Origin of the sequence: Bacteroides congonensis, assembly GCF_900130125.1 — a bacterium.
GTDB classification, from domain to species: domain Bacteria; phylum Bacteroidota; class Bacteroidia; order Bacteroidales; family Bacteroidaceae; genus Bacteroides; species Bacteroides congonensis.
Genome location: NZ_FQXY01000010.1, coordinates 1,610,810 through 1,637,035, shown reverse-complemented (window position 1 = coordinate 1,637,035; position 26,226 = coordinate 1,610,810). Strand labels below are relative to the sequence as shown.

The 26,226-nt window shown below is 43.5% G+C and carries 30 protein-coding genes; 1 reads left to right on the top strand and 29 read right to left on the bottom strand.

The window, feature by feature from the left end:
- Positions 1-99 precede the first annotated feature (99 nt).
- From BQ7997_RS17465 to BQ7997_RS17415, 11 genes are all read right to left on the bottom strand, one after another.
- Positions 100-393, bottom strand: a complete 294-nt coding sequence (locus tag BQ7997_RS17465) for a PG0541 family transporter-associated protein (RefSeq protein ID WP_022136803.1) — start codon at positions 391-393, stop codon at positions 100-102.
- Between the two features lie 30 nt (positions 394-423).
- Complete coding sequence (locus BQ7997_RS17460) at positions 424-3,564, bottom strand: efflux RND transporter permease subunit (protein WP_073347362.1); 3,141 nt, start codon at positions 3,562-3,564, stop codon at positions 424-426.
- Positions 3,565-3,637: 73 nt separating this feature from the next.
- Entirely contained in the window at positions 3,638-4,654 is a 1,017-nt protein-coding gene (locus BQ7997_RS17455) for an efflux RND transporter periplasmic adaptor subunit (RefSeq protein ID WP_022136805.1), read from the bottom strand.
- Positions 4,655-4,687: 33 nt separating this feature from the next.
- Positions 4,688-6,034: a TolC family protein gene (locus tag BQ7997_RS17450; RefSeq protein ID WP_073347361.1), complete on the bottom strand. Its 1,347-nt coding sequence runs from the start codon at positions 6,032-6,034 to the stop codon at positions 4,688-4,690.
- Positions 6,035-6,090: 56 nt separating this feature from the next.
- On the bottom strand, positions 6,091-6,738 hold the full coding sequence (locus BQ7997_RS17445) for a TetR/AcrR family transcriptional regulator (protein WP_044654056.1): 648 nt from the start codon (positions 6,736-6,738) through the stop codon (positions 6,091-6,093).
- A gap of 352 nt (positions 6,739-7,090) precedes the next feature.
- Positions 7,091-8,590 (bottom strand): histidine ammonia-lyase, encoded by a 1,500-nt coding sequence (gene hutH, locus BQ7997_RS17440; protein WP_044654055.1) that lies wholly within the window; start codon positions 8,588-8,590, stop codon positions 7,091-7,093.
- Positions 8,587-9,216: a cyclodeaminase/cyclohydrolase family protein gene (locus tag BQ7997_RS17435; RefSeq protein ID WP_044654054.1), complete on the bottom strand. Its 630-nt coding sequence runs from the start codon at positions 9,214-9,216 to the stop codon at positions 8,587-8,589. Before BQ7997_RS17435 ends, hutH begins: the two co-directional genes overlap by 4 nt.
- Positions 9,217-9,241: 25 nt before the next feature.
- Positions 9,242-10,516 (bottom strand): imidazolonepropionase, encoded by a 1,275-nt coding sequence (hutI, locus tag BQ7997_RS17430; RefSeq protein ID WP_073347360.1) that lies wholly within the window; start codon positions 10,514-10,516, stop codon positions 9,242-9,244.
- Between the two features lie 14 nt (positions 10,517-10,530).
- Complete coding sequence (ftcD, locus tag BQ7997_RS17425) at positions 10,531-11,433, bottom strand: glutamate formimidoyltransferase (protein ID WP_073347359.1); 903 nt, start codon at positions 11,431-11,433, stop codon at positions 10,531-10,533.
- A gap of 245 nt (positions 11,434-11,678) precedes the next feature.
- The gene (locus BQ7997_RS17420) at positions 11,679-13,676 is read right to left on the bottom strand and encodes a urocanate hydratase (RefSeq protein WP_073347358.1); all 1,998 of its coding nucleotides are present in this window, start codon (positions 13,674-13,676) and stop codon (positions 11,679-11,681) included.
- Positions 13,677-13,793: 117 nt separating this feature from the next.
- The gene (locus BQ7997_RS17415) at positions 13,794-14,435 is read right to left on the bottom strand and encodes a DUF6563 family protein (RefSeq protein WP_073347493.1); all 642 of its coding nucleotides are present in this window, start codon (positions 14,433-14,435) and stop codon (positions 13,794-13,796) included.
- Between the two features lie 297 nt (positions 14,436-14,732).
- On the opposite strand from BQ7997_RS17415, the gene BQ7997_RS17410 reads away from it, so the two are divergent.
- The gene (locus tag BQ7997_RS17410; RefSeq protein WP_073347357.1) at positions 14,733-16,547 is read left to right on the top strand and encodes a MutS family DNA mismatch repair protein; all 1,815 of its coding nucleotides are present in this window, start codon (positions 14,733-14,735) and stop codon (positions 16,545-16,547) included.
- A gap of 45 nt (positions 16,548-16,592) precedes the next feature.
- Here BQ7997_RS17410 and BQ7997_RS17405 read toward each other — a convergent pair whose 3' ends face one another.
- The 18 genes from BQ7997_RS17405 to rpsN form a co-directional block, all read right to left on the bottom strand.
- Positions 16,593-17,135 (bottom strand): hypothetical protein, encoded by a 543-nt coding sequence (locus BQ7997_RS17405; RefSeq protein WP_073347356.1) that lies wholly within the window; start codon positions 17,133-17,135, stop codon positions 16,593-16,595.
- A 106-nt stretch (positions 17,136-17,241) separates the two neighbouring features.
- Positions 17,242-17,637: a hypothetical protein gene (locus BQ7997_RS17400; RefSeq protein ID WP_044655933.1), complete on the bottom strand. Its 396-nt coding sequence runs from the start codon at positions 17,635-17,637 to the stop codon at positions 17,242-17,244.
- A 149-nt stretch (positions 17,638-17,786) separates the two neighbouring features.
- Positions 17,787-18,290: a 50S ribosomal protein L17 gene (gene rplQ, locus BQ7997_RS17395; RefSeq protein ID WP_073347355.1), complete on the bottom strand. Its 504-nt coding sequence runs from the start codon at positions 18,288-18,290 to the stop codon at positions 17,787-17,789.
- A 3-nt stretch (positions 18,291-18,293) separates the two neighbouring features.
- Positions 18,294-19,286: a DNA-directed RNA polymerase subunit alpha gene (locus BQ7997_RS17390; protein WP_004296325.1), complete on the bottom strand. Its 993-nt coding sequence runs from the start codon at positions 19,284-19,286 to the stop codon at positions 18,294-18,296.
- Between the two features lie 11 nt (positions 19,287-19,297).
- Positions 19,298-19,903 (bottom strand): 30S ribosomal protein S4, encoded by a 606-nt coding sequence (gene rpsD, locus BQ7997_RS17385; protein ID WP_044655935.1) that lies wholly within the window; start codon positions 19,901-19,903, stop codon positions 19,298-19,300.
- 116 nt (positions 19,904-20,019) lie between these two features.
- Complete coding sequence (gene rpsK / locus BQ7997_RS17380) at positions 20,020-20,409, bottom strand: 30S ribosomal protein S11 (protein ID WP_004296327.1); 390 nt, start codon at positions 20,407-20,409, stop codon at positions 20,020-20,022.
- Positions 20,410-20,420: 11 nt separating this feature from the next.
- A complete protein-coding gene (gene rpsM / locus BQ7997_RS17375; RefSeq protein WP_004296328.1) occupies positions 20,421-20,801 on the bottom strand; it encodes a 30S ribosomal protein S13 in 381 nt (126 codons plus the stop codon).
- A gap of 33 nt (positions 20,802-20,834) precedes the next feature.
- On the bottom strand, positions 20,835-20,951 hold the full coding sequence (ykgO, locus tag BQ7997_RS17370; RefSeq protein ID WP_002558051.1) for a type B 50S ribosomal protein L36: 117 nt from the start codon (positions 20,949-20,951) through the stop codon (positions 20,835-20,837).
- Positions 20,952-20,959: 8 nt separating this feature from the next.
- Positions 20,960-21,178, bottom strand: a complete 219-nt coding sequence (gene infA / locus BQ7997_RS17365; protein WP_002558052.1) for a translation initiation factor IF-1 — start codon at positions 21,176-21,178, stop codon at positions 20,960-20,962.
- Position 21,179: 1 nt separating this feature from the next.
- Positions 21,180-21,977 (bottom strand): type I methionyl aminopeptidase, encoded by a 798-nt coding sequence (map, locus tag BQ7997_RS17360; RefSeq protein ID WP_073347354.1) that lies wholly within the window; start codon positions 21,975-21,977, stop codon positions 21,180-21,182.
- Between the two features lie 15 nt (positions 21,978-21,992).
- Positions 21,993-23,333 carry a preprotein translocase subunit SecY gene (gene secY, locus BQ7997_RS17355; protein WP_004296330.1) on the bottom strand — a complete coding sequence of 447 codons (1,341 nt, stop codon included), beginning with the start codon at positions 23,331-23,333 and terminating at the stop codon, positions 21,993-21,995.
- A 4-nt stretch (positions 23,334-23,337) separates the two neighbouring features.
- Positions 23,338-23,784, bottom strand: a complete 447-nt coding sequence (gene rplO / locus BQ7997_RS17350) for a 50S ribosomal protein L15 (protein WP_044655423.1) — start codon at positions 23,782-23,784, stop codon at positions 23,338-23,340.
- 32 nt (positions 23,785-23,816) lie between these two features.
- Positions 23,817-23,993 (bottom strand): 50S ribosomal protein L30, encoded by a 177-nt coding sequence (gene rpmD / locus BQ7997_RS17345; protein ID WP_002558056.1) that lies wholly within the window; start codon positions 23,991-23,993, stop codon positions 23,817-23,819.
- A 9-nt stretch (positions 23,994-24,002) separates the two neighbouring features.
- Complete coding sequence (rpsE, locus tag BQ7997_RS17340) at positions 24,003-24,521, bottom strand: 30S ribosomal protein S5 (RefSeq protein WP_004296333.1); 519 nt, start codon at positions 24,519-24,521, stop codon at positions 24,003-24,005.
- 5 nt (positions 24,522-24,526) lie between these two features.
- Entirely contained in the window at positions 24,527-24,871 is a 345-nt protein-coding gene (rplR, locus tag BQ7997_RS17335) for a 50S ribosomal protein L18 (protein ID WP_044655424.1), read from the bottom strand.
- Between the two features lie 21 nt (positions 24,872-24,892).
- On the bottom strand, positions 24,893-25,462 hold the full coding sequence (gene rplF / locus BQ7997_RS17330) for a 50S ribosomal protein L6 (RefSeq protein ID WP_044655425.1): 570 nt from the start codon (positions 25,460-25,462) through the stop codon (positions 24,893-24,895).
- Positions 25,463-25,477: 15 nt separating this feature from the next.
- Positions 25,478-25,873 (bottom strand): 30S ribosomal protein S8, encoded by a 396-nt coding sequence (gene rpsH, locus BQ7997_RS17325; RefSeq protein WP_004296336.1) that lies wholly within the window; start codon positions 25,871-25,873, stop codon positions 25,478-25,480.
- 51 nt (positions 25,874-25,924) lie between these two features.
- Positions 25,925-26,224, bottom strand: coding sequence for a 30S ribosomal protein S14 (rpsN, locus tag BQ7997_RS17320; RefSeq protein WP_044656440.1), 300 nt, complete (start codon positions 26,222-26,224; stop codon positions 25,925-25,927).
- Between the last annotated feature and the right edge of the window lie 2 nt (positions 26,225-26,226).

Genomic DNA, 26,226 nt, shown 5'->3' with positions numbered 1-26,226 from the left:
AAACGACCGCAAAGATAGACAAAAGCCATAAAAAGAAAGGAGAATCTACATTATTTATGAGATTCTCCTTTTCGTTTTATTTATCTGCCGAACCGAATATCAAATGGTCCGTTCAATGTTCCACACAAATGCACGCAAGCCTAATTGCTCAGTTTGCAAGTCCATCTTATGCAAGATATCCAACAGCGGGTCAACTTTACTGTCGTCTACAACGGTCAGGATGGACGAACACATACTCGGCCAGGCATGGCTTCCGAAATGAGGGTCGCCTGTCTTCGAGCCGCGTCCCTGTACTCTCTCGAGATATGTGAAACCACGGCAACCCAAACGGTCGAGCAACGCAATGATTCGTTCGTAATAAGCCTGGTCGAATGTTATCAATACTGATTTCATATTTCTTAGTTGTTATTTCTTAATGATATCCTAATTATTTTCCTGGTAATAAAGATCCAGTTCACGTTGACGACGGAGTTTACGACGCTGGTTCTTGATTCCCGTTCCTGCGAATACACAATATAAGGTAGGAATCAGAATCAAAGTCAGAACGGTTGATACCGTCAGACCACCAATTACGGCAATCGCCATCGGGCTCCACATCTCGGAACCTTGTCCGCCGGCTATTGCCATCGGAATCATACCGAGAACGGTGGTAGCAGTAGTCATCAATACCGGACGGAGACGGCTCTTACCGGCCGTCACTACGGCGTGCAACACCGACTGACCGCGCTCCCGACAGAGGATGATGTAGTCGATAAGCACAATACCATTCTTCACCACAATACCAATCAACATGATACCTCCCAACAGACTCATGACACTCAATGTGCTGCCCGTGAAGAACAATGCCATCAAGACACCGCTAAACGCAAACGGCAGTGAGAACATGATGATGAACGGATAAGTCAGAGACTCGAACTGCGCAGCCATCACGATGAATACGAGAACCACAATCAGAATGGCGAGTGTACCCAAGTCGCGGAACGAATCCTGCTGATCTTCGTACGAACCGGAAATCTGAATGGTCACATCACCCGGCAGGTGCATCTTGTCAATAATCTGGTTACCGGAAGCAACCACATCACCCAACGGAGCACCGGAAATTACGGCGGACACCGTCACGATACGTTCGCGGTCTTTACGCTCGATGGTAGGCGGAGCAAAACGTTCTACTACCTTTCCGACGTCTTTCACACGGACGGACTCACCTTTGCTATTGTAAATAAGAATGTTCTCTATACTTTCAAGACTTGTACGATGTTCGGGCGCGTAACGCACTTTGATATCATACTCGTCTCCATCTTCACGATATTTGGAAGCGACGGCACCATTGATACGGTTACGGAGATAGTTACCGGCAGTTGCCAGGTTCAGTCCGTGCATCGCCAGTTTCTCGCGGTCGAAGTCTACCTGATATTCCGGCTGGTAGTCGCTACGGCTGATGTTTACTTCGGTTACGCCTTTCACATTCAGCAACTCGCGTTTCAGACGGGCTGCCACGCTATCGGTCATTGCCATGTCGTATCCGTACACTTCGAAGTCAGCACTGGCTTGGGCAGACATACCTGTATTGCTACCACCGAGAATTACCTGCGCCTTACTGAATTCAGGATAGGCTTTCAGGTCAGTACGCATCTCGTCGCAGACTTTTTCGAGCGTGATGTTACGATCGCCCGGATCCACCAGACTGATGTTGAACGAGATAATATGCGAACCGTTGTCCTGCATGGAAGCCCATGTATTGTCCGAGTCGGCTTGTCCCACTGTATAGTTACATACTTTCATAATGCCCTTATACTTGGTCATCCACTGGTTGGTCAACTTCTGCGAAAGTTCCTGTGCTATCTCTTTTCTCGTACCGATAGGCAACTCCAGTTGCACTGCAATACGGGCGTTATCCTGCGCTGGAAAGAACTCTGTACCAATACCTTTGGCACACAGCAAGCTGACAGCGAAGAAAGCGATACATCCCAGAACGATTATCCAACGATGACGCACTGCCCAGTTCAGCATCTTCGCATACCAGGTGTCGAGTCCGTCCAATGTTTTTTCAATCGGGGTAAAGAGTAGTTTAAATGCTTTCGACTGCTTCTTCTGCAAACGTAGCAACTGCGAACAGAGCATCGGCGTCAGTGACAAAGCCGCCACGGTGGAGATAAACATGATGGCACACATCATCCAACCCAACTGTTTGAAAAGTACACCGGACATACCGCTTACCATCGTCAACGGGAAGAATACGGCAATCATGGTCAGCGTAGAAGCAATAACGGAAATCGCCACCTCATTCGTTCCATGCACGGCCGCCTGTTTCGGGTCGGAACCGCGTTCGATATGTGTCGTTACGTTCTCAAGTACTACAATCGCGTCATCCACCACCATACCGATAGCGATAGAAAGGGATGAAAGCGAGATAATATTAATCGTATTTCCACTGATCGCCAGGTAAATGAATGAAGCAATCAACGAAAGCGGAATGGTGATACAGATAATCAACGTCGCACGCCAGCGTCCCAGGAAGAGGAATACGACTAATACTACGAACAGCAAGGCATAGGCTACGGTTTCCGTCAAACTGTCGATAGTGTTCAAAATGTTATCGGACGTATCGACGATAACACCAATCTTCACGTCACTCGGCAGGTTCTTCTGAAGTCTCGGCAGTGCATCGGCTACTTTCCTGGAGATTTCTACCGAATTGGCTCCCGACTGCTTCTGAACAACAATCATGGCACCCTGCACACCGTTATTATAGGTTTCCTGTGCACGCTCTTCTACCGTATCCACAATTCGGGCTACGTCACGCAAAAAGACATTCGCCCCATTGTGCGTACCCACCACGACATCTGCCAACTGGCTGGAGTCATCAAATTCTCCTTCGACACGCAAGGAGTATGTCTCACTACCGATATCGAAGTTACCACCCGGAATGTTCTTGTTCTCGGCTCCGATGATGGAGCTGATTGTTTCGATGGTCAAGTTATAGGCTTCCAGTTTGTTGGGGTCGCAATATACCTGTATCTCACGTTGCGGCGCACCACTGATGGACACCGTTCCAACTCCCGGAATACGTGCCAGAGGGTTAACCACACGGTCGTCCAATATCTTGTAAAGCGCGGACTGGCTCTCATTCGCCTGTACGGAAAGCAACACGATAGGAATCATGTCCGTACTGAACTTGAAGATAATCGGGTTCTCGACATCATCGGGAAGCTGTGAGCTTACCATGTCGAGCTTATCGCGCACATCATTTGTGAGGACGTCAATATCATTACCAAACTCGAACTCCAATGTAATCAATGACATATTTTCGGAAGAACGAGAGGTTATATGTTTCAGGTTGCTCACCGCGTTCAGTGTATTTTCGAGCGGGCGAGTCACATTATTTTCTATATCCGAAGCACTTGCGCCGGGATAAGCGGTCATTACCATGATCGTGTTTGTATCAATGTCCGGATACAGGTCGATAGGCAATTTGGACAAGGAGAAAAGACCAAAGATCACCACTGCCAGGAAGCAGAGCGAGGTCATAATCGGTTTCTTAACCGCACCTTCGTATAAACTCATTTCTTTAGGGATTAATTTGTTAGTGAACAGTGATTGATGAAAAAACGCCAATCACTAATCGTTAACCGTTTATTTATTTCTCAACTTCTACTTCTACGCCGTTCACCAAACGTGCCTGGCCGGCAACTACAACTTGAGAATTATCGGGCACACCGGATTTCAACTCGTACTCCGCACCCATACGTCTACCTAACTCTACTTTATTATAAGATACTTTACCATCTTTATAAACGAACACATAACGGTCGCCGGAACCTGCCTGCTTTACGATAGCCAAATCAGGAACGACCACGTTGTCGGCCGTACCGAAGTTCAGTGTAGCACGGGCGAACATCCCGGGACGTACACGCTGATCCCTGTTATCCAGTTTGATTTCGACCGGGAATGTGCGGGTAGTGGCGTCTATCGTAGGATAAATCAGGCTGATCTTTCCTGTAAATGTCTCGTCACCATATACATCGAGTTTCACATCGACAGGTGCGCCTTTCTTCACTTTGGTAAAGTAAGTTTCGGAAACATTGATAAGGAGTTTCACCGGAGTGATTTGTTCTACTACCAGTACAGGGTCACCGCCACTGTACATATCGCCGTTATCATAGTTGCGTGCAGTAACTACACCGTTGATAGGACTCAGCAAAGAGGTGTTTTCCACCAGATTCTTGTAAGCTGTCTTCTTCACGTCGAGTTGCATCTTCGAAGCATCCCACTCCGACTTGGACGCACCGCCTACTTTATAGAGTTCGTCGATACGCTTGAATTCTATCTCCTGATTATCTAGTTGCAGCTTTGTCTGTTGCAGGTTGGCCGCATCCATTTCCACTAATTTCTGTCCTTTGGATACGCGGTCGCCCACTTCTACAAAGATACGGTCGATACGCACGGGAGATGAAGGAGCGATGTTGTTTTTCGCTTCCGCTTCTACCGTTGCCGTGTAATCCTGTATCTGGTCTACGGGACGTGCCGTTACGTCTGCCAGCTTCACGATGGGTTTGTCTTCCACCTGCTCCGTGGCAACTTTATCTTTTCCACCTGTACATGAGCCCATAAATACAGTTAACAATAGGGCTGCCAATTGGATACTTGTTTTCATATTCCTTAGTTGTAATTTTTTAGTTGTCTATCTTTATTCTTTTCCCAATACTTGGTCGAGGTCTGCCTTAGCAACCAGATAATCATATATGGACTGATTGTAAGTGAGTTGTGCCTGAGTCAGTGATACCTGCGAACTATTGAGTTCGAGCACCGTACCTTTACCTACATCATAGCGTTTTTCGGCAATGGTCACTGCCTTCTTTGCCTGCAACACGTTTTCTTTATTGCTGACTACCTGCTCTGTACTGGCAGCCATATTGTTACGGTAACTTACAATCTGCATATTCAATTGTCTTTCTGTGTCAATACGGTTCCAGTCCAACTGGCGCTGCTGAATACGGGCGGATTTCACTTTCGTAAAGTTGCTTGCCTTATACAAAGGGATGCTAAGATTGAACATCAGGCTTGAACTGTTGCTCCATGTATAATCGAAGAAGTTGATATTCGGATTATACAAAGACTGATAGTTGTAGGAGAAGCTCATTGACAGGGTCGGCATGAAATTCGTTTTCAAGGACTTTACGTTCTTCTCCAGTAACTTCATGTTCAGTTCCAACTGCTTCATGGTGGTATTGTTGTTCAGATTAACCTCTTCTTCCTTCAACTGATTGGCAAACATAGCCATCTCGTAATTAGTCAGATTATCATTAATCTTAATCTCCACATCGGCTGTAATGCCCATCAATACCTTGAGCTGCAACTTAGCGAGAGTCACTGCGTTGGCTGCCGCAATCAGGTTCGGTTTGATGCTGCGCATCTGCACATCCGCACTGATTTTATCGTATTCGCTCACAGTCCCCTGCTGATATTTGGCGTTGACAACATTGTAATTGTCTTCTGCCAATTTGTAGCTTCCCTGAAGCACTTCGTAGCTGTCTTGCGCAAGCATCAACTGATAGTAGGCTTTGCTTACCTGATTCACCAAATCCAGTTTGGAAGCACGCGACTTCTCCACTGCCAGTTCAATATCCGTCTTTGTCATTGACATGGCGCGATATACACCCGGCACGAACAAAGGCAGATTTATGCTCAATCCGGCATTGGCGGTATTCGTACCGTCCTGTCCCATCTTGAACGACATATCATTCAATTTCATTTCGGCTGCCTTGATCGTATGATCCACAGACCCTGCGATACTGGCTTCCGGCAACAGACTTTGCCACGCTTCCTTGCCGGCAACTTTCTTCAAAGCGATTTCTTCTGCCGCCACTTTCATTGTCGGATTCTCATCCAAGGCAATTTCCAAGGCTTTTTCTAAGGTTAAGGTTAGCGTATTCCCCGCTGTCTGCGTTTCTTGCGCTTTTGCAAAACCAAATGCACAGAGCACTACAGCCATCAAAAGAATCTTCTTACCTGTCAGTCTTTTCATTTTGTTCATAAAACTGGTTTCTAATTTAAATCTTTAATTGTTTGTCAACAGAACCTCATTCTTCCTTATTCTACAATGCGGTTCTTACGGTATTCTTGTATGAAATCTTCCAGTACCTTGGCTCCTTTCTCTGTGGAGATGCCGCGGATATAGGTAAACATGATAGACTCGTACACTTCTATAAATGGATATTCATTGCAAATGTCCGTATTCAGCAGCACATCAAACTGCTCGCGTACCAACAAATTGACAATGGCAAAATTCACGTCCGAACGAAAGATGCCCTGATCGACTCCAACCTTGAAGAAGGACATCGTTTTCTCCGAATCGCTGTCCTGACGGGCTCTCATCATCTCATACACCTTCGGGTATTTCTTGATGTCTTCAAAAAAGCGCTTATTAGTCTTATGGAACACCTCGATGCTTTTCTGAAATACCGCAAGTATCACTTCGAGCACGTTGTGCGACTCCTCAAATATCTGCTGCAAATACTTGTCCCTGTCTGCCTGTGCCTTCAGTATGCATTCCTTCAGCAATGATTCTTTGTCCGAAAAAACTTCATAGAGTGTACGTTTGGATATACCCAATGCAGCCGCAATGTCGTCCATCGTAATACTCTTGATGCCTTTCGAGGTGAAAGCTTCCGTTGCCGTCACTACGATTCGTTCTCTTAACTCTGCTCTTTGGGAAGCGTCTTTTCCATGCTCTGTCATCGTTCGTTCTTCTTAATTGTTTTAATGCAGTTTTCGTTTTTTCTTCATTCACAAAGGAAAAACGGAACAAAGATATATAGAAAACTCAATTAACAAATCTAGTTTCCTTGTATTTATAATCCATTTGAGAATTATTATCATTCTGCAGACTGATATGAAAACAAGTGTTAAGAGGAAATACGGAACAAATACACGGCAAAGATAAGAAGTAAAGGAATAAGAAGTAAAGTTTTATCGCTATCAGAAGGGTTCTGACCGATAAAGGCCGGATAAATGCCGATGAAATTCGACGCTTACCCGGCCATAACAGTCACCCTTATTAACGAAAAACGAAAAAGGGATGGGTTTATGGTTAATATTCAATTTGGTTCCTTTTCAGGAAGGCGACTGTTTTATGTATCTCCTTGTACATCACGATGTCATCTTTCACAAAAGGTACTTCTTTCCTGTATGCGTGAAGGAAACGTTCCAGTACGGGAGACGTTTTTAGCGGGCGACGGAAATCGATGCCTTGAGCGGCGTTCATCAGTTCGATGGCAAGGATATGTTCGAGGTTGTCCATTACTTTATATAGCTTGGTGGCAGCATTGGCACCCATACTCACATGATCTTCCTGCCCGTTGGAAGAGACGATGGAGTCGCTTGATGCGGCATAGCAGTACATTTTATTCTGGCTGACCATTGAAGCGGCGGCGTATTGGGGAATCATAAAGCCGGAGTTCAGGCCGGGATTGGCTACCAGAAATTCGGGGAGTCCACGGAGTCCCATAATCAGTTGGGAAACACGGCGTTCGGAAATATTTCCCAATTCGGCGAGAGCGATGGCAAGGAAGTCATAAGAGATGGCAAGCGGTTGCCCATGGAAGTTTCCGCCGGAGATGATCCGGTCTTCGTCGGGGAAGATGGTGGGGTTATCGGTGACGGAGTTGATTTCCGTCAGCAGGACGGAAGCGACGTAGCGGATGGCATCTTTCGTGGCACCATGCACTTGCGGGATACACCGGAAGGAATAGGGATCTTGCACATGTTCTTTGTGACGTTCAATCAATTCGCTGCCGGCCAGTAGTTTGCGGAAGGCTTCGCCTGTCTCAATCTGTCCCCGGTGAGGGCGGATTTGCTGAATACAGTCCATAAACGGGTCAATACGGCCGTCGAAGGCTTCGAGGGAAAGGGCGGCAATCAGGTCGGCTTTCTTCGAAAGGCGGAAGGCTTTGAGCATGGCGAATACGCCGTTGGCGCTCATAAACTGGGTGCCGTTCAACAGGGCGAGCCCTTCTTTGCTCATTAGCTTGACGGGTTCCCAGCCAAATTCGTCGAGAACGCTGATGGCTTCGCATTTCTTTCCTTTGTAGTAGACATCGCCGACACCGATCAGGGGAAGGAAGAGATTGGCCAGTGGGGCGAGGTCGCCGGATGCTCCAAGAGAACCGCGGTCGTAGACAATGGGCATGACGTCGTTATTGAAGAAATCGAGGATGCGCTGCACGGTAATGAGTTGAACACCGCTATGTCCGAGGGAGAGGGCGTGGGCTTTGAGCAGCATCATTAGTTTGATAATGACGGGGCGGATTTCTTCACCTACGCTGCAAGCATGGCTCTTTATCAGGTTTTCCTGGAGTGTGCCCAGTTCATCGGAGGAGATGTTTTTGGTACATAAGGAGCCGAAGCCTGTTGTAATGCCATACAGGGGTTCTTCGGAAGAAGCTATCTTACGGTCGAGGTAGTCGCGGCATTTCTGAATGCGCAACTTTGCTTCGGGAGCCAGTTCCAGTTTCAGGTTCTCGTTGATAATCCGTTCGATGACTTCGAAGGTCAGTTCGCCGGAACCGACATGATATACATTTTTACTCATACGCGCAAATCTTGGTTAACGGCATCCAGTATTTCTTTCTCTTTCTGACAGGCGGCTTGCTCTATCTTATCGGCTTCGGTTTGCAGTTGCAGGACAAATTCCCGATCTTTGAGCGAACCGAGGTTGATGCGGACATTCAGCAAAGCTCCGAGGACGGCGGAACGGGCGGACATCATGGCGACACAGGCATCTGTGACGGCGTTGCGGTTGCCGAGGTGGACTACGTCTGCAATGATTGTCATCATGTCCAGGGCTTTTCGGGCTACTTCCAGGGGAATGAGGGCGGCCTTTTTAGTTGCTTCCTGAATGGCGGCGCTGCGGGCGGCTTTTTCTTCATCGGTCGCTTTGGGAAGTTTGAAGCAGGCAAATACTTCGTTATAAGCTTCGGAGTCTTTGTCAATGAGTGCGATAAACTCGTCAAGCAGGCGGAGGGTGATAGTTTGGGCGTGTTGCATCAGTTCTTCGCTGACTTCGTAGCCTTTTTTGCCGACGGTAAGCCGGGCTACCATTGTGGTGAGAGCGGAAGCTAATGCTCCGTTCAGCGCAGCAATACTGCCACCACCGGGCACAGGGTCACTGCAAGCCACTTTATCTAAGAAATCTTTTACGGTTAAATCTGCTAACATGGTATTCTGTTTTTTTAATTGGTTATTAATTGACGGGGTATAGCATACCGCCTTTTATGGTCATTATTACACTATTCATTCCTATATAGTAAGGTAGAATGTGATAGTTTGCGGAGTTCAGGACGACAAAGTCACCTTGCTTGCCGACTTCAATGCTGCCGATACGGTCGGCCCGGTGAAGGGCGGCAGCTCCGTTCAAGGTCAGGGCGGTGATGGTTTCTTCTACGCTTAGTTTCATGTAGATGCATGCCAGGGCGATAGTCAAAGGGATAGAACCTGAGAAACAGCTTCCCGGATTGAGGTCGGTGGCAAGGGCTACGGCGCAGCCGGCGTCGATCATTTCACGTCCGCGTGCATAGGGTTCTTTCAGGGCAAAGGCGGTCAGAGGCAGCAGGGTGGCTACTACACCGGTATCTGCCATTGCACGGATTCCGGCATCGGAAGCGTGTAGCAGATGGTCAGCCGATAAGGTACCCAGTTCGGCTGCCAGTTCAGCGCCGCCGAGGGAGACTATTTCGTCAGCATGAAGTTTCAGCAGGAAACCCTGGTCTTTGGCGGCTCGGAGCAGGCGGCGGGATTGCTCGATGGAGAAAACGCCTTGTTCGCAAAAGACATCGCAACATTCGGCGAGTTCGTTCTCACGGATAACCGGAAGCATTTCACGAATCAGGAAGTCGATGTAGTCGTCACCTCTTTCTTTGTATTCTTCGCTTTTCCCTTTATATTCTCCAGGAAGGGCATGGGCACCGAGGAAGGTGGAAACGATGTCGACACGTTTATGTTCGTCATTGTTCAGGCTACGCATTATTTTTAGTTGCAACAGTTCGGTTTCACGATCCAGACCGTAGCCGCTTTTTCCTTCTACTGTGGTCACTCCCATCGTACTCATCTTCTTCAGGAAGCTTTCGGCTGTCGAACGGAGTTTCAGGAAGTTCATTTTCCGCGTCGCTTTCACGGTACTGGCAATGCCGCCACCACGTTCCATGATAGACATGTAGCTTTCGCCTTTCAGACGCCAGGAGAATTCTTCGGAACGTTCACCACCGAATACGAAATGGGTATGGGAATCGACAAAGCCGGGCAGCAGACAGTGCCCGCGGGCATTGTAATGCCAGTAGTGCTGATAGTAGCCGTCGCGGTCTTCACCACGGTTCTCGCCGACGTAGGTGATGATGCCTTTAGTTACTTCCACCGTCCCGTTTTCTATGATTTGCAGTTGCGACATTTCTTCCCCTTTACGGGCGGAAAAGCCGATAGGGGTGACGATGCGGGCGTTGAATATAATCAGGTTTTCACTCATATAGTTGTTTTTAATTATTCCATAATACGAGCTTCCAGAACTTGCTGCATGGAGAAGTTTTCTAGTCCGAGGTAGTAGGATGCTGTGTCAATCAGGGCTTCCATCGGCACAAGGCCGATTATCTCGCTGCCGACAATCGTAACACCGTAGCGGCGGGCTTCGATACGTGTTAATTCGAAGGCACGGTAAAGGGCGGTACGGGTGTAGTCGGTCATGTTGATGGATACTTGCGTTATGTTCCGTTCTTTCAGCTCTACTCCCATCGCCTTGACATAGCGGAGTCCGCCATTGATGTGGCGGATATTTTTGGCTATCTTGGTAGCTATTTCGAGATTGTCCGTACTTAGGTTGATATTATATGCGACAAGCGGCATACGGGCTCCGATGGCTACGGTTCCAGCAGTGGGGTGGCGTTCGGCGGGGCCAAAGTCCGGTTGCCATTCGGGAAGTTTTATCTTTTCGGCCATTCCTTCAAATTCACCTTTGCGGACGGAAGCGAGATTTTCGCGGTGTGGCGCGGTGGCGGATTTTTCGTATAGAAAGACCGGAAGGTTATATAGTTCGGCTACGCGAGCGGCAACTTCTTTTGAAAGTTCGACGGCTTCTTCCATCGTAGTGTTTTTAATGGGAATGAAAGGGACAACATCCACTGCTCCCATGCGGGGGTGTTGTCCTTTATGATGGTTCAGGTCTATCAGACGGACAGCAATTCCGATGGCTTCAACCACTGCGTCACGCAAGGCTTCCGGTCCACCGACGAGAGTGACGACCAGACGGTTATGGTCTTCATCGTTGCTGTAATCGAGTAGCTTTACGCCTGCCTTGCCACGGAAAGGAGCTACTATCTTATCTATTTTCCCTAAATCGCGTCCTTCACTGAAATTGGGGACACATTCGATGATTTTATTCCAACTCATGATAAATATTTATGTTATAGGTTACATTTACAGGATAACTATAGGTTTTATTCAATTATATGCCTTATTTAATTCCACTACATATATTGTTTAATACAACCACATGTATTATTGGGCTCAATTGCATATTTTATTTCAAACGCCTACATCTTCGGGTAGTTCCGTATATTGTGGGAACTTATTCTCTTATCTTATGAGAACTTATTCCCGCAATATAAAGGAACATTTTCCCATATTTTGTGGGATTACTTCACCGTAATATCTGAAACTATTTTCTTTATTAATTCTTCGTCAGCCAAATAGGGCAGTGTTATCTGATAGTCTCCGGCGTGGGATTCGTTGAATGCTTCACTAGTTTCTATTGCATGCGGATTACGTGCCCAGGAGCGTCGGGCTACACCACCCATTACATCCCAAAGCATGGCGGAACGAAGTATTTCATCCACCCGTTCGCTACCATCGCATACCATACCGAAACCACCGTTTATTGCTTTACCAATACCGACTCCGCCACCATTGTGCAAAGCTACAAGACTCATTCCACGGGCGCAGTTTCCGGCAAAGCACTGCACTGCCATATCTGCCATCACATTGCTTCCGTCTTTTATATTCGATGTTTCCCGGAAGGGGGAATCCGTGCCGCTCACGTCATGGTGGTCGCGTCCCAACATGATAGGCCCTACTTCGCCACGGCGAACCATTTCATTGAAGCGGAGTGCTATGTTCATTCTTCCCACAGCATCCTGATAAAGAATGCGTGCCTGCGTTCCCACTACCAACTGGTTCTTTTCCGCATCACGTATCCAATTATAATTATCCAAATCCTGACCGCGTCGATTGACGTCGATACATTCCATGGCTGCATGGTCTGTCTTTATCAGATCTTCATGTTTTCCACTCAGGCAAACCCACCGGAACGGGCCGTAACCGTAGTCAAAGAGTTGAGGTCCCATAATGTCTTCTACGTAACTCGGCCAGATGAATCCGTCTTTCTCGTCTACACCGTTGCGGGAGATTTCTTTTACTCCGGCGTCATAAATCGCTTTCATAAAGGAGTTTCCATAGTCAAAGAAATAGGTACCTCGTGCTACCAGCTTTTTGATTACTTCGAAATGACGGTGCAAGGAGATATCCACCAAACAGCGGAATTGCTCGGGAGATTCGTGAAGAAGTTGTGTACGCTCTTCAAAAGTCAGTCCGGCAGGGCAATAGCCGCCTTCGTAAACGGCATGACAAGAGGTCTGGTCGGATAATAGTTCAATGGAGATATTCTTTTGTTCGGCATATTCAAGCAGATCGACTACATTGCCATGATAGGCTATTGAACAGGGTTCGCGACGCTGCATCGCTTCGTTTGCCATCCGGTATGCCTCTTCCATATCTTGCGTGACGTGTCCTACCCAACCTTGGCGATAACGTGTTTCAATACGGGAACTGTCTACTTCGGCTATTATGGAAGCGGCTCCGGCTATCTCGGCAGCTTTAGGCTGCGCTCCGCTCATTCCGCCCAAACCGGAAGATACAAACAGATGTCCCCGCAAATCTTTGTCTTGTGGAATACCGAGTTTCAAGCGCCCCGCATTGAGCAGGGTATTAAATGTGCCATGGACGATTCCCTGCGGGCCGATGTACATCCAACCGCCGGCTGTCATCTGACCGTAATTAGCTACTCCCATCTGGGCGGCAATGTGCCAGTCGTGCTGATTATCGAATTGGCCGATCATCATGGAGTTCGTTATAATGACGCGGGGAGCGTCGGGACGGGAACGGAAAAGCCCTAAGGGATGACCGGACTCTATGACCAGGGTTTGTTCCTGGGTTAGTTCTTCGAGATATTGTTTAATCAGGCGATATTGCATCCAGTTTTGGCAAACTTGTCCGGTCTCACCGTACGTGACAAGTTCGTAGGGATACAAGGCTATATCAAAGCAGAGATTATTGTCAATCATCACTTGAAAGGCTTTACCTTCCAGGCATCGACCACAATACTCATCTATTGGTTTTGCTTTCAAATCGCCTTCAGGACGAAAGCGGTATCCGTAAATCCGTCCGCGAGTACGCAGTTCTTCCATAAATTCGGGGGCTAACTGCTCGTGCCATTCAGAGGGGATATAACGCAAAGCGTTTTTTAGTGCTGTAACTGTTTGAGCCGGAGTAAGTGTGTAACCACGGTCGGGAGCTCTCCGGATACCTTTTACAAAACCCGGATAAGACGGTAGTGTGTTGCCAAGAGTCATCTTCATACTAAAGCAGAATTAAGGATTACAAACTGTAAGTAATACAGCCGTACAACTCTTCGCAAGATAGAAAAAAAGAAGATAAAAGGCAAGAAAAACTTCACTTTTCTTGTCAGAAAGTTATTATTTCTGTTTATCCCGCAATTCCAGCAAATATTTAAAAGTATGCTTTGCCTCCGGGCTGTCATCTTTCAAATAGGCTTGTTTCAATTCGGGGTATTTCTTTAATAATTCAAGCATCTTGTCTTTGTCCATGAATTCAATCTTTCCTGTCTCGGCATTCAATTCATAGCAGACACGTTTTGTGACCAAGCTCGAAGCTGCAAGGGCGTCACCGATATTTCCACCCAGCTTCACATCATCGTCTTCTACAAAATTCCCACCGACAACAGAGCCTAAAGGCACGGCACAGAAATAGATTTTTTTATCTAACTGGACAGCCGGAGCATACCAAGCTCCGAAACGCAGTTTTTTATATCGCAACTTACGGCAATTCAAATATAAATCACCTTTTTCATCGCGCACAGCAAAACAACGCTTTTTCAACCGCCGTCCCATAGACTCGTCATCACCTGCCGTTACCCGGTAATCGGCACCACCGGTCAGCACAATCTGATTCCGGGAACGCTTTTCTACCCGCAGTATGGCAACGGTATCGCCATCTTGAGCAAGCAACTCTTTCAAGTTGGAATAAATTATGTTTTGCGCAATTAACGGAAGGCTAATCACGCTCATCAGCAACAATAAGATACATCCTTTCTTCATAAGCCATCCTCCTTTCCTTGCTAAACGCATTTTAGAGTGGAAAGTTATAAATTTTAGCGGATAAATGCAAGGGGGAGTACAGAAATATCGAAAAAAAAGGAACTGGAAACCAATATTTGCTTCCCTGATGCACTTTCTCCATATGCATTATCAGGCGATATATTCGGATAATTATTGTCGAATCCATATTTTAATCTCCTACCGTTAATAAACAGTAAATCTGCTCCCGACTAAAACAAGCTGCTATCACGAGCGTTGTGAATTATATTACCTTTGCGAAAAAGTATTGAATTTGTCATGGAAAAACTGGAACAGATTATCGCTACATATCAACAGATTATTCAAAAAGCAGAGTTGGAGCTGCAAAGTGCCCGGAAACGTATTTATTACATTAGTCTATTACGATTGGTTTTATTCGTCGGTGCCATAGCCGGTGCAGTCACTTTCTGGGCTGACGGGTGGCTGTATATCTCTGTATTTGCCATCCTGCCTTTTATCCTATTTGTATGGTTGGTAAAACGTCACAACTTTTGGTTTCACCGGAAAGATTTCCTGAAAAAGAAAATAGCAATCAACGAACAGGAGTTGAGGGCTATCCAATATGATTTCTCTGATTTTGAAGACGGTGAAGAATATATTGATTCGGGACATCTCTATACTTTCGATCTGGATGTATTCGGGGAACATTCTCTTTTCCAGTATATTAACCGTACATCAACACCTGTCGGCAAACAGCATCTTGCAGATTGGTTCAATAGTCATCTGGAAAATAAGGAAGCCATTGAACAGCGCCAGGAAGCTATTCGCGAATTATCCACAGAACTGGAATACCGGCAACAAATCCGTTTACTTGGATTACTTTATAAAGGAAAGCCCGCTGATACTACCGAAATTAAAACATGGGCCGACAGCCCAAGTTATTACCGAAAGCATACGTTATTACGTATTATCCCGATAACGGTAAGTATCATCAATCTCGTATGTATAAGTCTTGCCTTTTCAGGTATTTTGCCTGCCAGCGCCGCCGGCGGGGTATTTATTAGTTTTGTCATATTCAGTTCTGTCTTCTCCAAAGGAATTACAAAACTGCAAACTACTTATGGTAAAAAGCTGCAAATTCTCTCCACATATGCCGATCAGATTCTTCTTACGGAGAAAAAAGAGATGCACAGCCCTATATTGCAGCAATTAAAAGCGGAACTTACCAGTCAGAATCAAACAGCTTCGCAGGCTGTCCGCCAGCTTTCCAAATTAATGAATGCACTGGATCAACGGAGTAATTTGCTAATGAGCACTATTCTCAACGGACTTATATTTTGGGAACTACGTCAGGTTATGCGAATTGAGCAATGGAAGGATACGCATGCCAAAGACCTTCCCCGCTGGATAGAAACGATCGGAGAAATAGATGCTTACTGCTCGCTGGCAACATTCGCATACAATCATCCTGAATATATTTATCCGAAGATTTGCTCTCAGTCTTTTCATTTACAGGCTAAAGGACTCGGTCATCCTTTAATGGATCGGAACAAATGCGTGCGCAATGGAATAGACATCGACAAGCGTCCTTTCTTTATTATTATCACCGGAGCGAATATGGCAGGTAAAAGTACTTATTTACGTACCGTAGGTGTAAATTATCTCTTAGCATGCATTGGTGCTCCTGTCTGGGCGGATCAAATGGAGATATATCCGGCCCGCCTTGTCACTAGCCTTCGTACCAGTGATTCATTGACCGACAACGAATCGTATTTTTTTGCTGAGCTGAAACGGCTAAAGTTAATCATAGATAAGTTGGAAGCCGGAGAAGAACTCTTCATCATCCTGGACGAAATTCTGAAGGGTACAAACTCTATGGATAAACAAAAAGGTTCTTTTGCACTCATCAAGCAGTTTATGAATATGAATGCGAATGGTATCATCGCAACTCATGACCTTCTATTGGGAACTTTAATAGATTCTTTCCCACAGAATATCCGGAACTATTGTTTTGAAGCAGATATCACGAATAATGAGCTTACTTTCTCTTATCGGATGAGAGACGGAGTTGCGCAAAATATGAATGCCTGCTTCTTAATGAAAAAAATGGGGATAGCCGTTATTGACGACTAATCCCCATCCTTATGTATGAAAATTAAAGTTCAGTTTTAATTCACATTATCCCTGCTTGCTTTTTGAAAGAAAAGCTACCACAGCAGAAGCGCCGTCATTCGTAAAATACTGCACGGACGTTATCGGCTGATAATTGTAAGGCACAAACTGGAGCAACTGTACGGCTGCAAACTTCTTGTCTTCAGAAAGTATCACGTCCATACGTATATTGCCGCTTGACTCGCTCTTAATAGCCGAGTCGGTAGAGAATGAACCCGAATTAACTATATTTGTCAAAGAGTCCATATGCTTCAAATCAAAGAAGATGCTCTGCTCTTTAGCCACGCTTCCGGTAGGTAAATAAACGACTTCCTTAGATTTCCAGAAAAAACGGAAAATTCCCATCAGGAATAGTCCGGTTCCAAGAACCATTAAAGCCATGCTGACAGTAGATGATTTGTCTTCCAGTTGAAAAGTGGAAGCGAATGCTAAAATCCCCACCAATAACATGACAGAAGAGATAATAACTCCGGAAACACTGGTACGTTTAGCGATATCAGGATGTGAAGATGCAAAAATAGTAGCATCAATAACTTGAGTAGTTGCCATAATATTTAAAATTTAATTTATTAGTAAAAATATAAAGATAGTAAGGGTTACCAGTATGCGGATTATACCAGTAATCATAAAAGAAATAATACCAATAAATTAACTGCTAAATAATAATATGCCTTAGAGTAAATACATAGTATTCACTCGCTGGTTGGCAATAATAGGAAGTTGTTGTGTTATAAATCCGCCCTAAATGTTGGGAAAGTGAATTATCACGCTCAGCACCGCATTGCTGCAAATTCCTCAATGTAGTGAAGTATTCTCCAAGCTGTACACGTTGGATACGTGTCACGGATATTTGATGACTCTGCAAATTTGTCAGTTCGGCCACAGGTGAACAAGGAAACTCAGGAGCACTGATCTGTCCGTGTTGTTTCATTGAATAGGTAACAGCATTCTCTGTCTGCTCCACTGTTTTTTCAGTGAAAACATTGCCTGCAATCCCGTGAAGGGCAACTGTCAGCAACAGAAACAATATTACCTTTATAAATTTTGCCATATTCTCCTGCAAATATAACAGATTCCACTTATGAAAAGTTCATTCGGGGTATCTTTTAATTTATCTTAGGATAAGTAAACAGGCTCGTAACAAAAAAGGCCATCCCTTTCGGAATAGCCTTTTTTATATCTATAAGAATAATTGTTGAATTATTCTGCTGATTCTACTTTTAGTTCTTCAACTTTCGGAGCTTCAGTTGCAGGAGCTTCAACAGCAGCAGGAGCAGCTTCGGCACTCTTCTTAGAACGACGAGTACGAGTGGCTTTCTTAGCAACTTTTTCTTTAGCCATGTTTTCATTGTAGTCAACCAACTCAATGAAGCACATTTCAGCGTTGTCCCCCAAACGGTTACCAGTCTTGATGATACGAGTATAACCACCCGGACGATCAGCAATCTTAACAGAGATTTCTTTGAACAGTTCTGTTACTGCAATCTTATCTTGCAAGTTGCTAAATACAACACGACGAGAGTTCGTAGTGTCTTCTTTAGACTTAGTAATCAAAGGCTCAACAAACTTCTTCAAAGCTTTTGCCTTTGCAACAGTCGTAGTGATTCTTTTGTGCTTGATCAAAGAGCAAGCCATGTTAGATAACATAGCACTTCTATGAGAAGCAGTACGACCTAAATGATTGAATTTTTTATTATGTCTCATTTTTTATTCTTTATCCAATTTATATTTAGAAATGTCGGTTCCAAACGACAGATTCAGACTTTCCAGCAAATCATCAAGCTCGGTAAGCGATTTCTTTCCGAAGTTTCTGAATTTCAGCAGGTCAGTTTTGTTGAACTGTACCAAGTCGCCAAGAGTTTCTACGTCAGCAGCCTTCAAACAGTTGAGGGCACGAACTGACAAGTCCATATCAACGAGCTTAGTCTTCAACAGCTGACGCATGTGCAATACTTCTTCATCAAACTCTTCATTGCCGTCAGTATCGTTACTTTCAAGCGTGATCTTCTCGTCAGAGAACAACATGAAGTGATAAATCAGAATTTTTGCAGCTTCTTTCAGCGCTTCCTTCGGATGTATAGAACCGTCGGTACTAATTTCAAGTACTAGCTTTTCGTAGTCAGTCTTCTGTTCTACACGGAAGTTTTCTACAGCATACTTGACATTACGTATCGGTGTATAAATAGAGTCGATTGGAATTACATTAACATCCGTGCAATACTCGCGATTTTCATCGGCAGGTACATAACCACGTCCTTTGTTAATTGTAATATCAATCTGCATAGTTGACTTAGAATCTAAATGACAAATAACTAATTCCGGATTTAACACTTCAAATCCAGTCAAATACTTACCTATGTCACCTGCTTTAAATTCACTGGAATTCTCGACAGTGATGCTCACTTTTTCGCTCTCGAACTCTTCAACTACTTGCTTGAATCTTACTTGTTTCAGATTCAAGATAATGTTGGTAACATCCTCTTTTACTCCAGGTACACTAGAAAATTCATGCTCCACACCATCGATTCTGATGGTAGTGATAGCAAAACCCTCTAATGAAGAAAGAAGGATACGGCGTAATGCATTACCTACGGTAATACCAAAACCCGGTTCCAACGGACGAAATTCGAATTTACCGAATCTGGAGTCCGCCTCCAACATCAATACTTTATCAGGTTTTTGAAATGCTAATATCGCCATGAAATTAATTATTATTTAGAATACAATTCAACGATCAAATGTTCTTTAATGTTCTCAGGAATGTCTGCTCTTTCAGGTATGTGCAACATTTTACCAACCTTTGAAGCTTCGTCCCATTCCAACCATGCATACTTGCTGTGATTGAAACCAGCGAGAGAGTTAGCAACAACTTCCAAAGATTTAGATCTTTCACGAACACCAATCAATTGACCCGGTTTTACTGCATATGAAGGAATGTTTACCACTTCACCATCTACAGTAATGTGCTTGTGACCAACCAACTGACGAGCAGCAGCACGCGTAGGAGCAATACCCAAACGGAATACTACGTTGTCAAGACGGCTTTCCAGCAATTGAAGAAGTACCTCACCGGTAATACCTTTAGCAGTAGCTGCTTTTTCAAACAAATTGCGGAATTGTTTCTCTAAAACTCCATAGGTGTATTTAGCTTTCTGCTTTTCACGAAGTTGCACACCATATTCAGAAGTTTTTCTTTTTCTAGAATTACCGTGTTGTCCGGGAGGGTAGTTCTTCTTTGATAAAACTTTATCAGCTCCAAAGATTCCTTCTCCGAATTTACGGGCGATTCTTGATTTTGGTCCAGTATATCTAGCCATTTCTTTTTAAATATTTAATTGTTTATTCATGAACTCAATTTGTTGCAGCCGCGATTACAGAGAGAAATTAATGTAATCCAAAAACAAAATCAAGATCATTGTAAGTTAAAGGTAAATTAAACTCTACGTCTTTTTGGAGGACGACAACCATTATGTGGAAGCGGAGTTACGTCAATGATTTCAGTAACTTCGATGCCAGCACCGTGGATAGTTCTAATAGCAGACTCACGTCCGTTACCTGGACCCTTCACATATGCTTTTACCTTTCTAAGGCCAAGATCGAATGCAATCTTTGCACAATCCTGGGCAGCCATCTGTGCTGCATAAGGAGTATTCTTTTTAGAACCTCTAAATCCCATTTTACCAGCAGATGACCAAGAGATAATCTGCCCTTCACTGTTTGCAAGAGAAACAATAATATTGTTGAAAGATGAATGAACATGCAACTGTCCATTAGCGTCTACTTTCACATTTCTCTTTTTAGCTGCAACTGTTTTTTTTGCCATATCAACAATTATTATTTAGTAGCTTTTTTCTTATTAGCAACGGTTTTCTTTCTACCCTTACGAGTACGTGCATTGTTCTTAGTGCTCTGACCTCTTACAGGCAGACCAATACGGTGACGTACACCACGGTAGCAACCAATATCCATTAATCGCTTAATGTTCAATTGGATTTCAGAACGAAGATCACCTTCTACCTTATACTCTGCACCGATAATCTCACGAATCTTAGCAGCTTGATCATCTGTCCAGTCCTTAACCTTCAGATCTTTATCTACACCAGCTTTATCTAAAATTTTTGCTGAACTACTGCGACCTATTCCATATACATAGGTCAACGCAATTTCACCTCTTTTGTTCTGAGGTAAATCTACACCAACTATTCTTATAGCCATATACTAAATTATTTTTTTTGCAAAAATAACAAATTATCCTTGACGTTGTTTATACTTAGGATTTTTCTTGTTAATAACATACAAACGGCCATTACGTCTAACGATCTTACATTCTGGCGTGCGTTTCTTTAATGATGCTCTTACTTTCATATCTTATTTTATTTATATCTAAATACAATTCTTCCTTTCGATAAGTCGTAAGGAGACATTTCGACTCTCACTTTATCTCCTGGCAGGATCTTGATGTAATGCATCCTCATCTTGCCTGAAATATGTGCGGTAATCTCATGCCCGTTTTCTAATTCAACACGAAACATTGCATTCGACAATGCTTCAACTATAACTCCATCTTGTTCTATTGCAGATTGCTTTGCCATATTATATTGCTTTATCTCCTAAAACTTCTTCTATGAATTTGAATGATGACAAAATATCAGCTTCACCAGCTCCTACAGCTACCGTATGTTCAAAGTGTGCAGCACACTTACGGTCTCTGGTCCTCACCGTCCATCCGTCACGTTCCATAATCACTTGCCGGTCACCCTGTGTTATCATCGGCTCTATCGCTATGCAAAGGCCTTTTTTCATCAAAGGTCCATATCCTCTCTTACCGTAATTGGGAACTTGAGGATCTTCATGCATTTCATGACCAATGCCATGACCTACAAACTCACGCACTACACCATAAGAATGAGACTCACAATATTGCTGGATAGCATATCCGACATCTCCGATTCTTTTGCCTTGCACTGCATTCTGAATGCCAATATATAACGCTTCTTTAGTAACCTTCAACAAATTACGAACTTCTTCGTCTACCTCTCCTACACAAAAAGTATAAGCAGAATCACCACAAAAACCATTCATATAAGTTCCGCAATCCACAGATACGATATCACCTTCTTTCAGGACAATATCGTTTGGGATTCCATGCACCACCTGTTCATTTACAGAAGTACAGAGAGATGCGGGAAACGGTTCCCCGTATTGATTCGGAAATCCTTTGAAAGTTGGAGTTGCTCCGTGATCTCTAATGAATTCTTCAGCAACTTTATCCAACTCACGTGTAGTTACACCGGGCTTCACCAGTTTGGCAACCTCTGCCAAAGTCTTTCCGACCAGCAGGTTGCTCTGACGGAGCAATTCTATTTCATCTTCTGTTTTAAGAAATATCATTTCTAATCTAAAGAATTAATATGCCGCTACACCAGCGCGTCCTTTAATACGACCTGACTTCAACAGACCATCATAATGTCTCATCAACAAATGACTTTCAACCTGTTGCAGTGTATCAAGAACCACACCTACAAGAATTAACAAAGACGTACCACCGAAGAATTGAGCGAAACCGGCTTGTACTCCGAATATACCAGCAAATGCAGGCATAATGGCAACCAAAGCCAGGAAGAAAGAACCCGGTAAAGTAATACGAGACATAATATCATCAATATACTCTGCTGTTTTCTTTCCCGGTTTAATGCCAGGAATAAAACCATTGTTTCTCTTCATATCCTCAGCCATCTGAGTCGGATTAATTGTAATTGCAGTATAGAAATATGTAAATAATATAATCATTACCGCAAAGACAAAATTATACCAGAAACTTGTATGATCTGTAAACGCATGCAAGAAACCGCCTGCATCATTTACATTGGAAAAACCGATAAATGTAATAGGTATAAACATGATTGCCTGAGCAAAGATGATAGGCATTACACCAGCAGCATTCACTTTCAAAGGAATGTACTGTCTTGCACCACCATATTGCTTGTTACCTACAATTCTCTTAGCATACTGCACAGGAATCTTCCTTGTACCCTGCACCAAAAGAATAGCAGCGCCAATCACTAACAATAAGAATACGATTTCAATTATAAACATAATCAGACCACCACTCTTATTTGCTACTCTTGATACAACCTCCTGCAACAGAGCATCAGGGAAACGGGCGATAATACCGATTAAGATGATAAATGAAATACCATTACCAATACCTTTATCAGTAATTCTTTCACCAAGCCACAAAATAAACATACTACCTGCTGCCAAAATAATGGTAGAGGTAACCATAAACAGAGTCCAATCTAATGAAGCATTTAAGGAAGGGCCAGCCTGCATTTTAAGATTGAGCAAATAAGAAGGGGCCTGAACTAACAATATAGCGATCGTCAGATAACGAGTATATTGATTCATTTTTCTTCTGCCGCTCTCACCTTCGCGTTGCAGCTTCTGGAAATACGGTACAGCGATTCCCAACAACTGGATTACGATAGATGCAGAGATATAAGGCATGATTCCTAATGCAAAAATAGAGGCATTAGAAAATGCTCCTCCAGAGAACATATTTAACAAGGCTAAAAGGCCTTCACTTGTTTGTTCGTGCAATTTTGCCAACATAGCCGGATTGATACCCGGTAATACGACATATGATCCGAAACGGTAAATTGCCACAAACAATATGGTGATGAGGATCCGCTGTCTCAGATCCTCAATCTTCCATATATTCTTTAATGTTTCAATAGCTTTTCTCATTGAATCAGAGTTTTACTACAGTTCCACCAGCAGCTTCGATAGCAGCAGTTGCAGTCTTAGAGAATGCATGAGCTTCTACTTCCAGCTTGTTAGTCAGAGTTCCGTTACCCAATACTTTTACCAACTGATTTGAAGAAATAAATCCTGCTTCGATAAAGTCGTTAACACCAACTTTTGCCAAGCTCTTAGCTTCAGCAAGTTTCTGGATAGTATCCAAGTTGATTGCTTTATATTCTACACGATTGATATTCTTAAAACCAAATTTAGGAACTCGACGTTGAAGAGGCATCTGACCACCTTCAAAACCGATTTTCTTAGAGTATCCAGATCTTGATTTAGCTCCCTTATGACCTCTTGTAGAAGTACCGCCTAAGCCAGAACCAGTTCCACGTCCAATTCTTTTTCTTGTCTTAGTAGATCCCTCTGCAGGTTTTAAATTACTTAAGTTCATATTGTAATTTCGTTTTATTATTCAATAAATGATTACTTAACAATGGTAACCAAGTGTTTTACCTTATCTACCATTCCAAGAATTGAAGGAGTGCTTTCGTGTTCAACCACGCGGTTCAGTTTACGAAGTCCCAGTGCATCAAGAGTTCTTTTCTGATCAGCCGGAGCACCAATTCTACTTTTAACTTGTTTAATCTTTATAGTTGACATATCCCCTCCTTATCCTCTAAATACTTTTTCAACACTAATACCTCTGTTCTGAGCAACCATTCTTGCATCACGCATTTCGCTTAAAGCTTCGATTGTAGCTTTAACAAGGTTATGCGGATTTGAAGAACCCTTTGATTTTGCCAAAACGTCAGTTACACCAACACTTTCCAAAACAGCACGCATAGCACCACCGGCTACAACACCAGTTCCGTGAGATGCAGGTTTGATGAATACTTCAGCACCACCAAATCTAGCTGATTGTTCATGAGGAACAGTACCTTTCAAAATAGGTACCTTCACCAGGTTCTTTTTAGCTGACTCAACACCTTTAGCGATAGCAGCTGTTACTTCACCTGCTTTACCAAGTCCCCAACCAATGATACCTTCTTCGTTACCTACAACAACGATTGCAGAGAAACTAAAAGTTCTACCACCTTTGGTAACTTTAGTAACACGATTAATAGCAACCAATCTATCTTTCAGTTCTATATCGTTAGTAATCTTAACTCTATTATTAACTCCTGCCATAATGATTAAAATTTAAGTCCACCGTTACGAGCAGCATCAGCTACTTCTTTTACTCTCCCATGATACAAGTAACCATTACGGTCGAAAACAACAGTAGTTATACCTGCTTCCTGAGCCTTTTTAGCAATCATCTCACCAACTTTAGCAGCTTGTTCTTTTTTAGCAACCTTCTCAGTCACACCTAAAGAAGAAGCAGCAGCCAGTGTCTTACCAGAAAGATCATCGATAATCTGGACATAAATTTGCTTGTTACTTCTAAATACACTCATACGCGGACGTTCAGTAGTACCTGAAATCTTATTGCGTACGCTATATTTGATCTTAACTCGTCTTTCTATTTTTGTTGTCATAATAATCTAATTTTATATGATTTACTTAGCGCCGGCTGATTTACCAGACTTTCTACGAATTACTTCGCCAACAAACTTAATACCTTTACCCTTATATGGTTCAGGCTTACGGAAAGAACGTATTTTAGAGCAAACTTGACCAAGCAACTGTTTGTCACACGATTCCAATATGATAAGAGGATTCTTATTTCTTTCAGACTTAGTTTCAACCTTTACCTCAGCAGGCAATTGAATGAAAATATTGTGTGTATAACCTAAAGCCAGTTCAATGATGTTACCTTGGTTAGAAGCACGATAACCTACACCGACAAGTTCCAACTCTTTCTTATATCCTTCAGATACGCCCACAACCATGTTATGAACCAATGAACGATACAAACCGTGGAAAGCATGTTTCTGCTTCGGGTTATCAAGCATTTCTTTATCGTTTTCTGTTAAAGTCACGTGTCCATCTTCAATGGCAACATTGATAGCAGGATTCACATATTGGCTCAATTCGCCTTTGGGTCCCTTTACGGTAACCACATCATCCTTCAGAGTGACTGTCACTCCAGCAGGAATACTAATGGGTAATTTTCCTATTCTTGACATTCTAATTCCTCCTAATTAATATACATAACACAAGACTTCACCACCGATCTTCAGTTCTGCAGCCTCTTTGTTAGTCATTACACCTTTGGAAGTAGATATTATAGCAATACCCAGCCCATTAATAACACGCGGCATATCTTTATAACCAGTATACTTACGCATACCCGGAGAAGATATTCTTTCTAATTTTTTGATTGCGTTAACTTTGTTAACAGAATCATACTTCAAGGCAACCTTAATAGTTCCTTGAGGACCATCTTCTACAAACTTATAGTTAAGAATGTAGCCTTTTTCAAAAAGAATCTTAGTGATTTCTTTTTTCAAGTTCGAAGCGGGAACTTCAACAACTCTGTGCTTAGCACCAATCGCGTTCCGCAACCTCGTCAAATAATCTGCTATTGGATCAGTCATATAAAATAAATTAAATTAATCAGGACTTCCCTGACAATATTTAAACAATAATTACCAGCTTGCTTTCTTTACGCCTGGGATCAGTCCGTTAGATGCCATTTCACGGAATTGAATTCTTGAAATTCCGAATTGGCGAATATAACCTTTAGGACGACCAGTCAGTTTGCAACGGTTGTGCATACGAATCGGATTAGAATTCTTCGGCAACTCTTGCAACTTCTGTGCAGCTTCGAAAGCGTCAGCAGGATCACCTGTTCTAACGATTTGCTTCAAAGCAGCTCTTTTTTCCGCGAATTTGGCTACTAATTTAGCACGTTTTACTTCACGTGCTTTCATTGATTCCTTTGCCATAT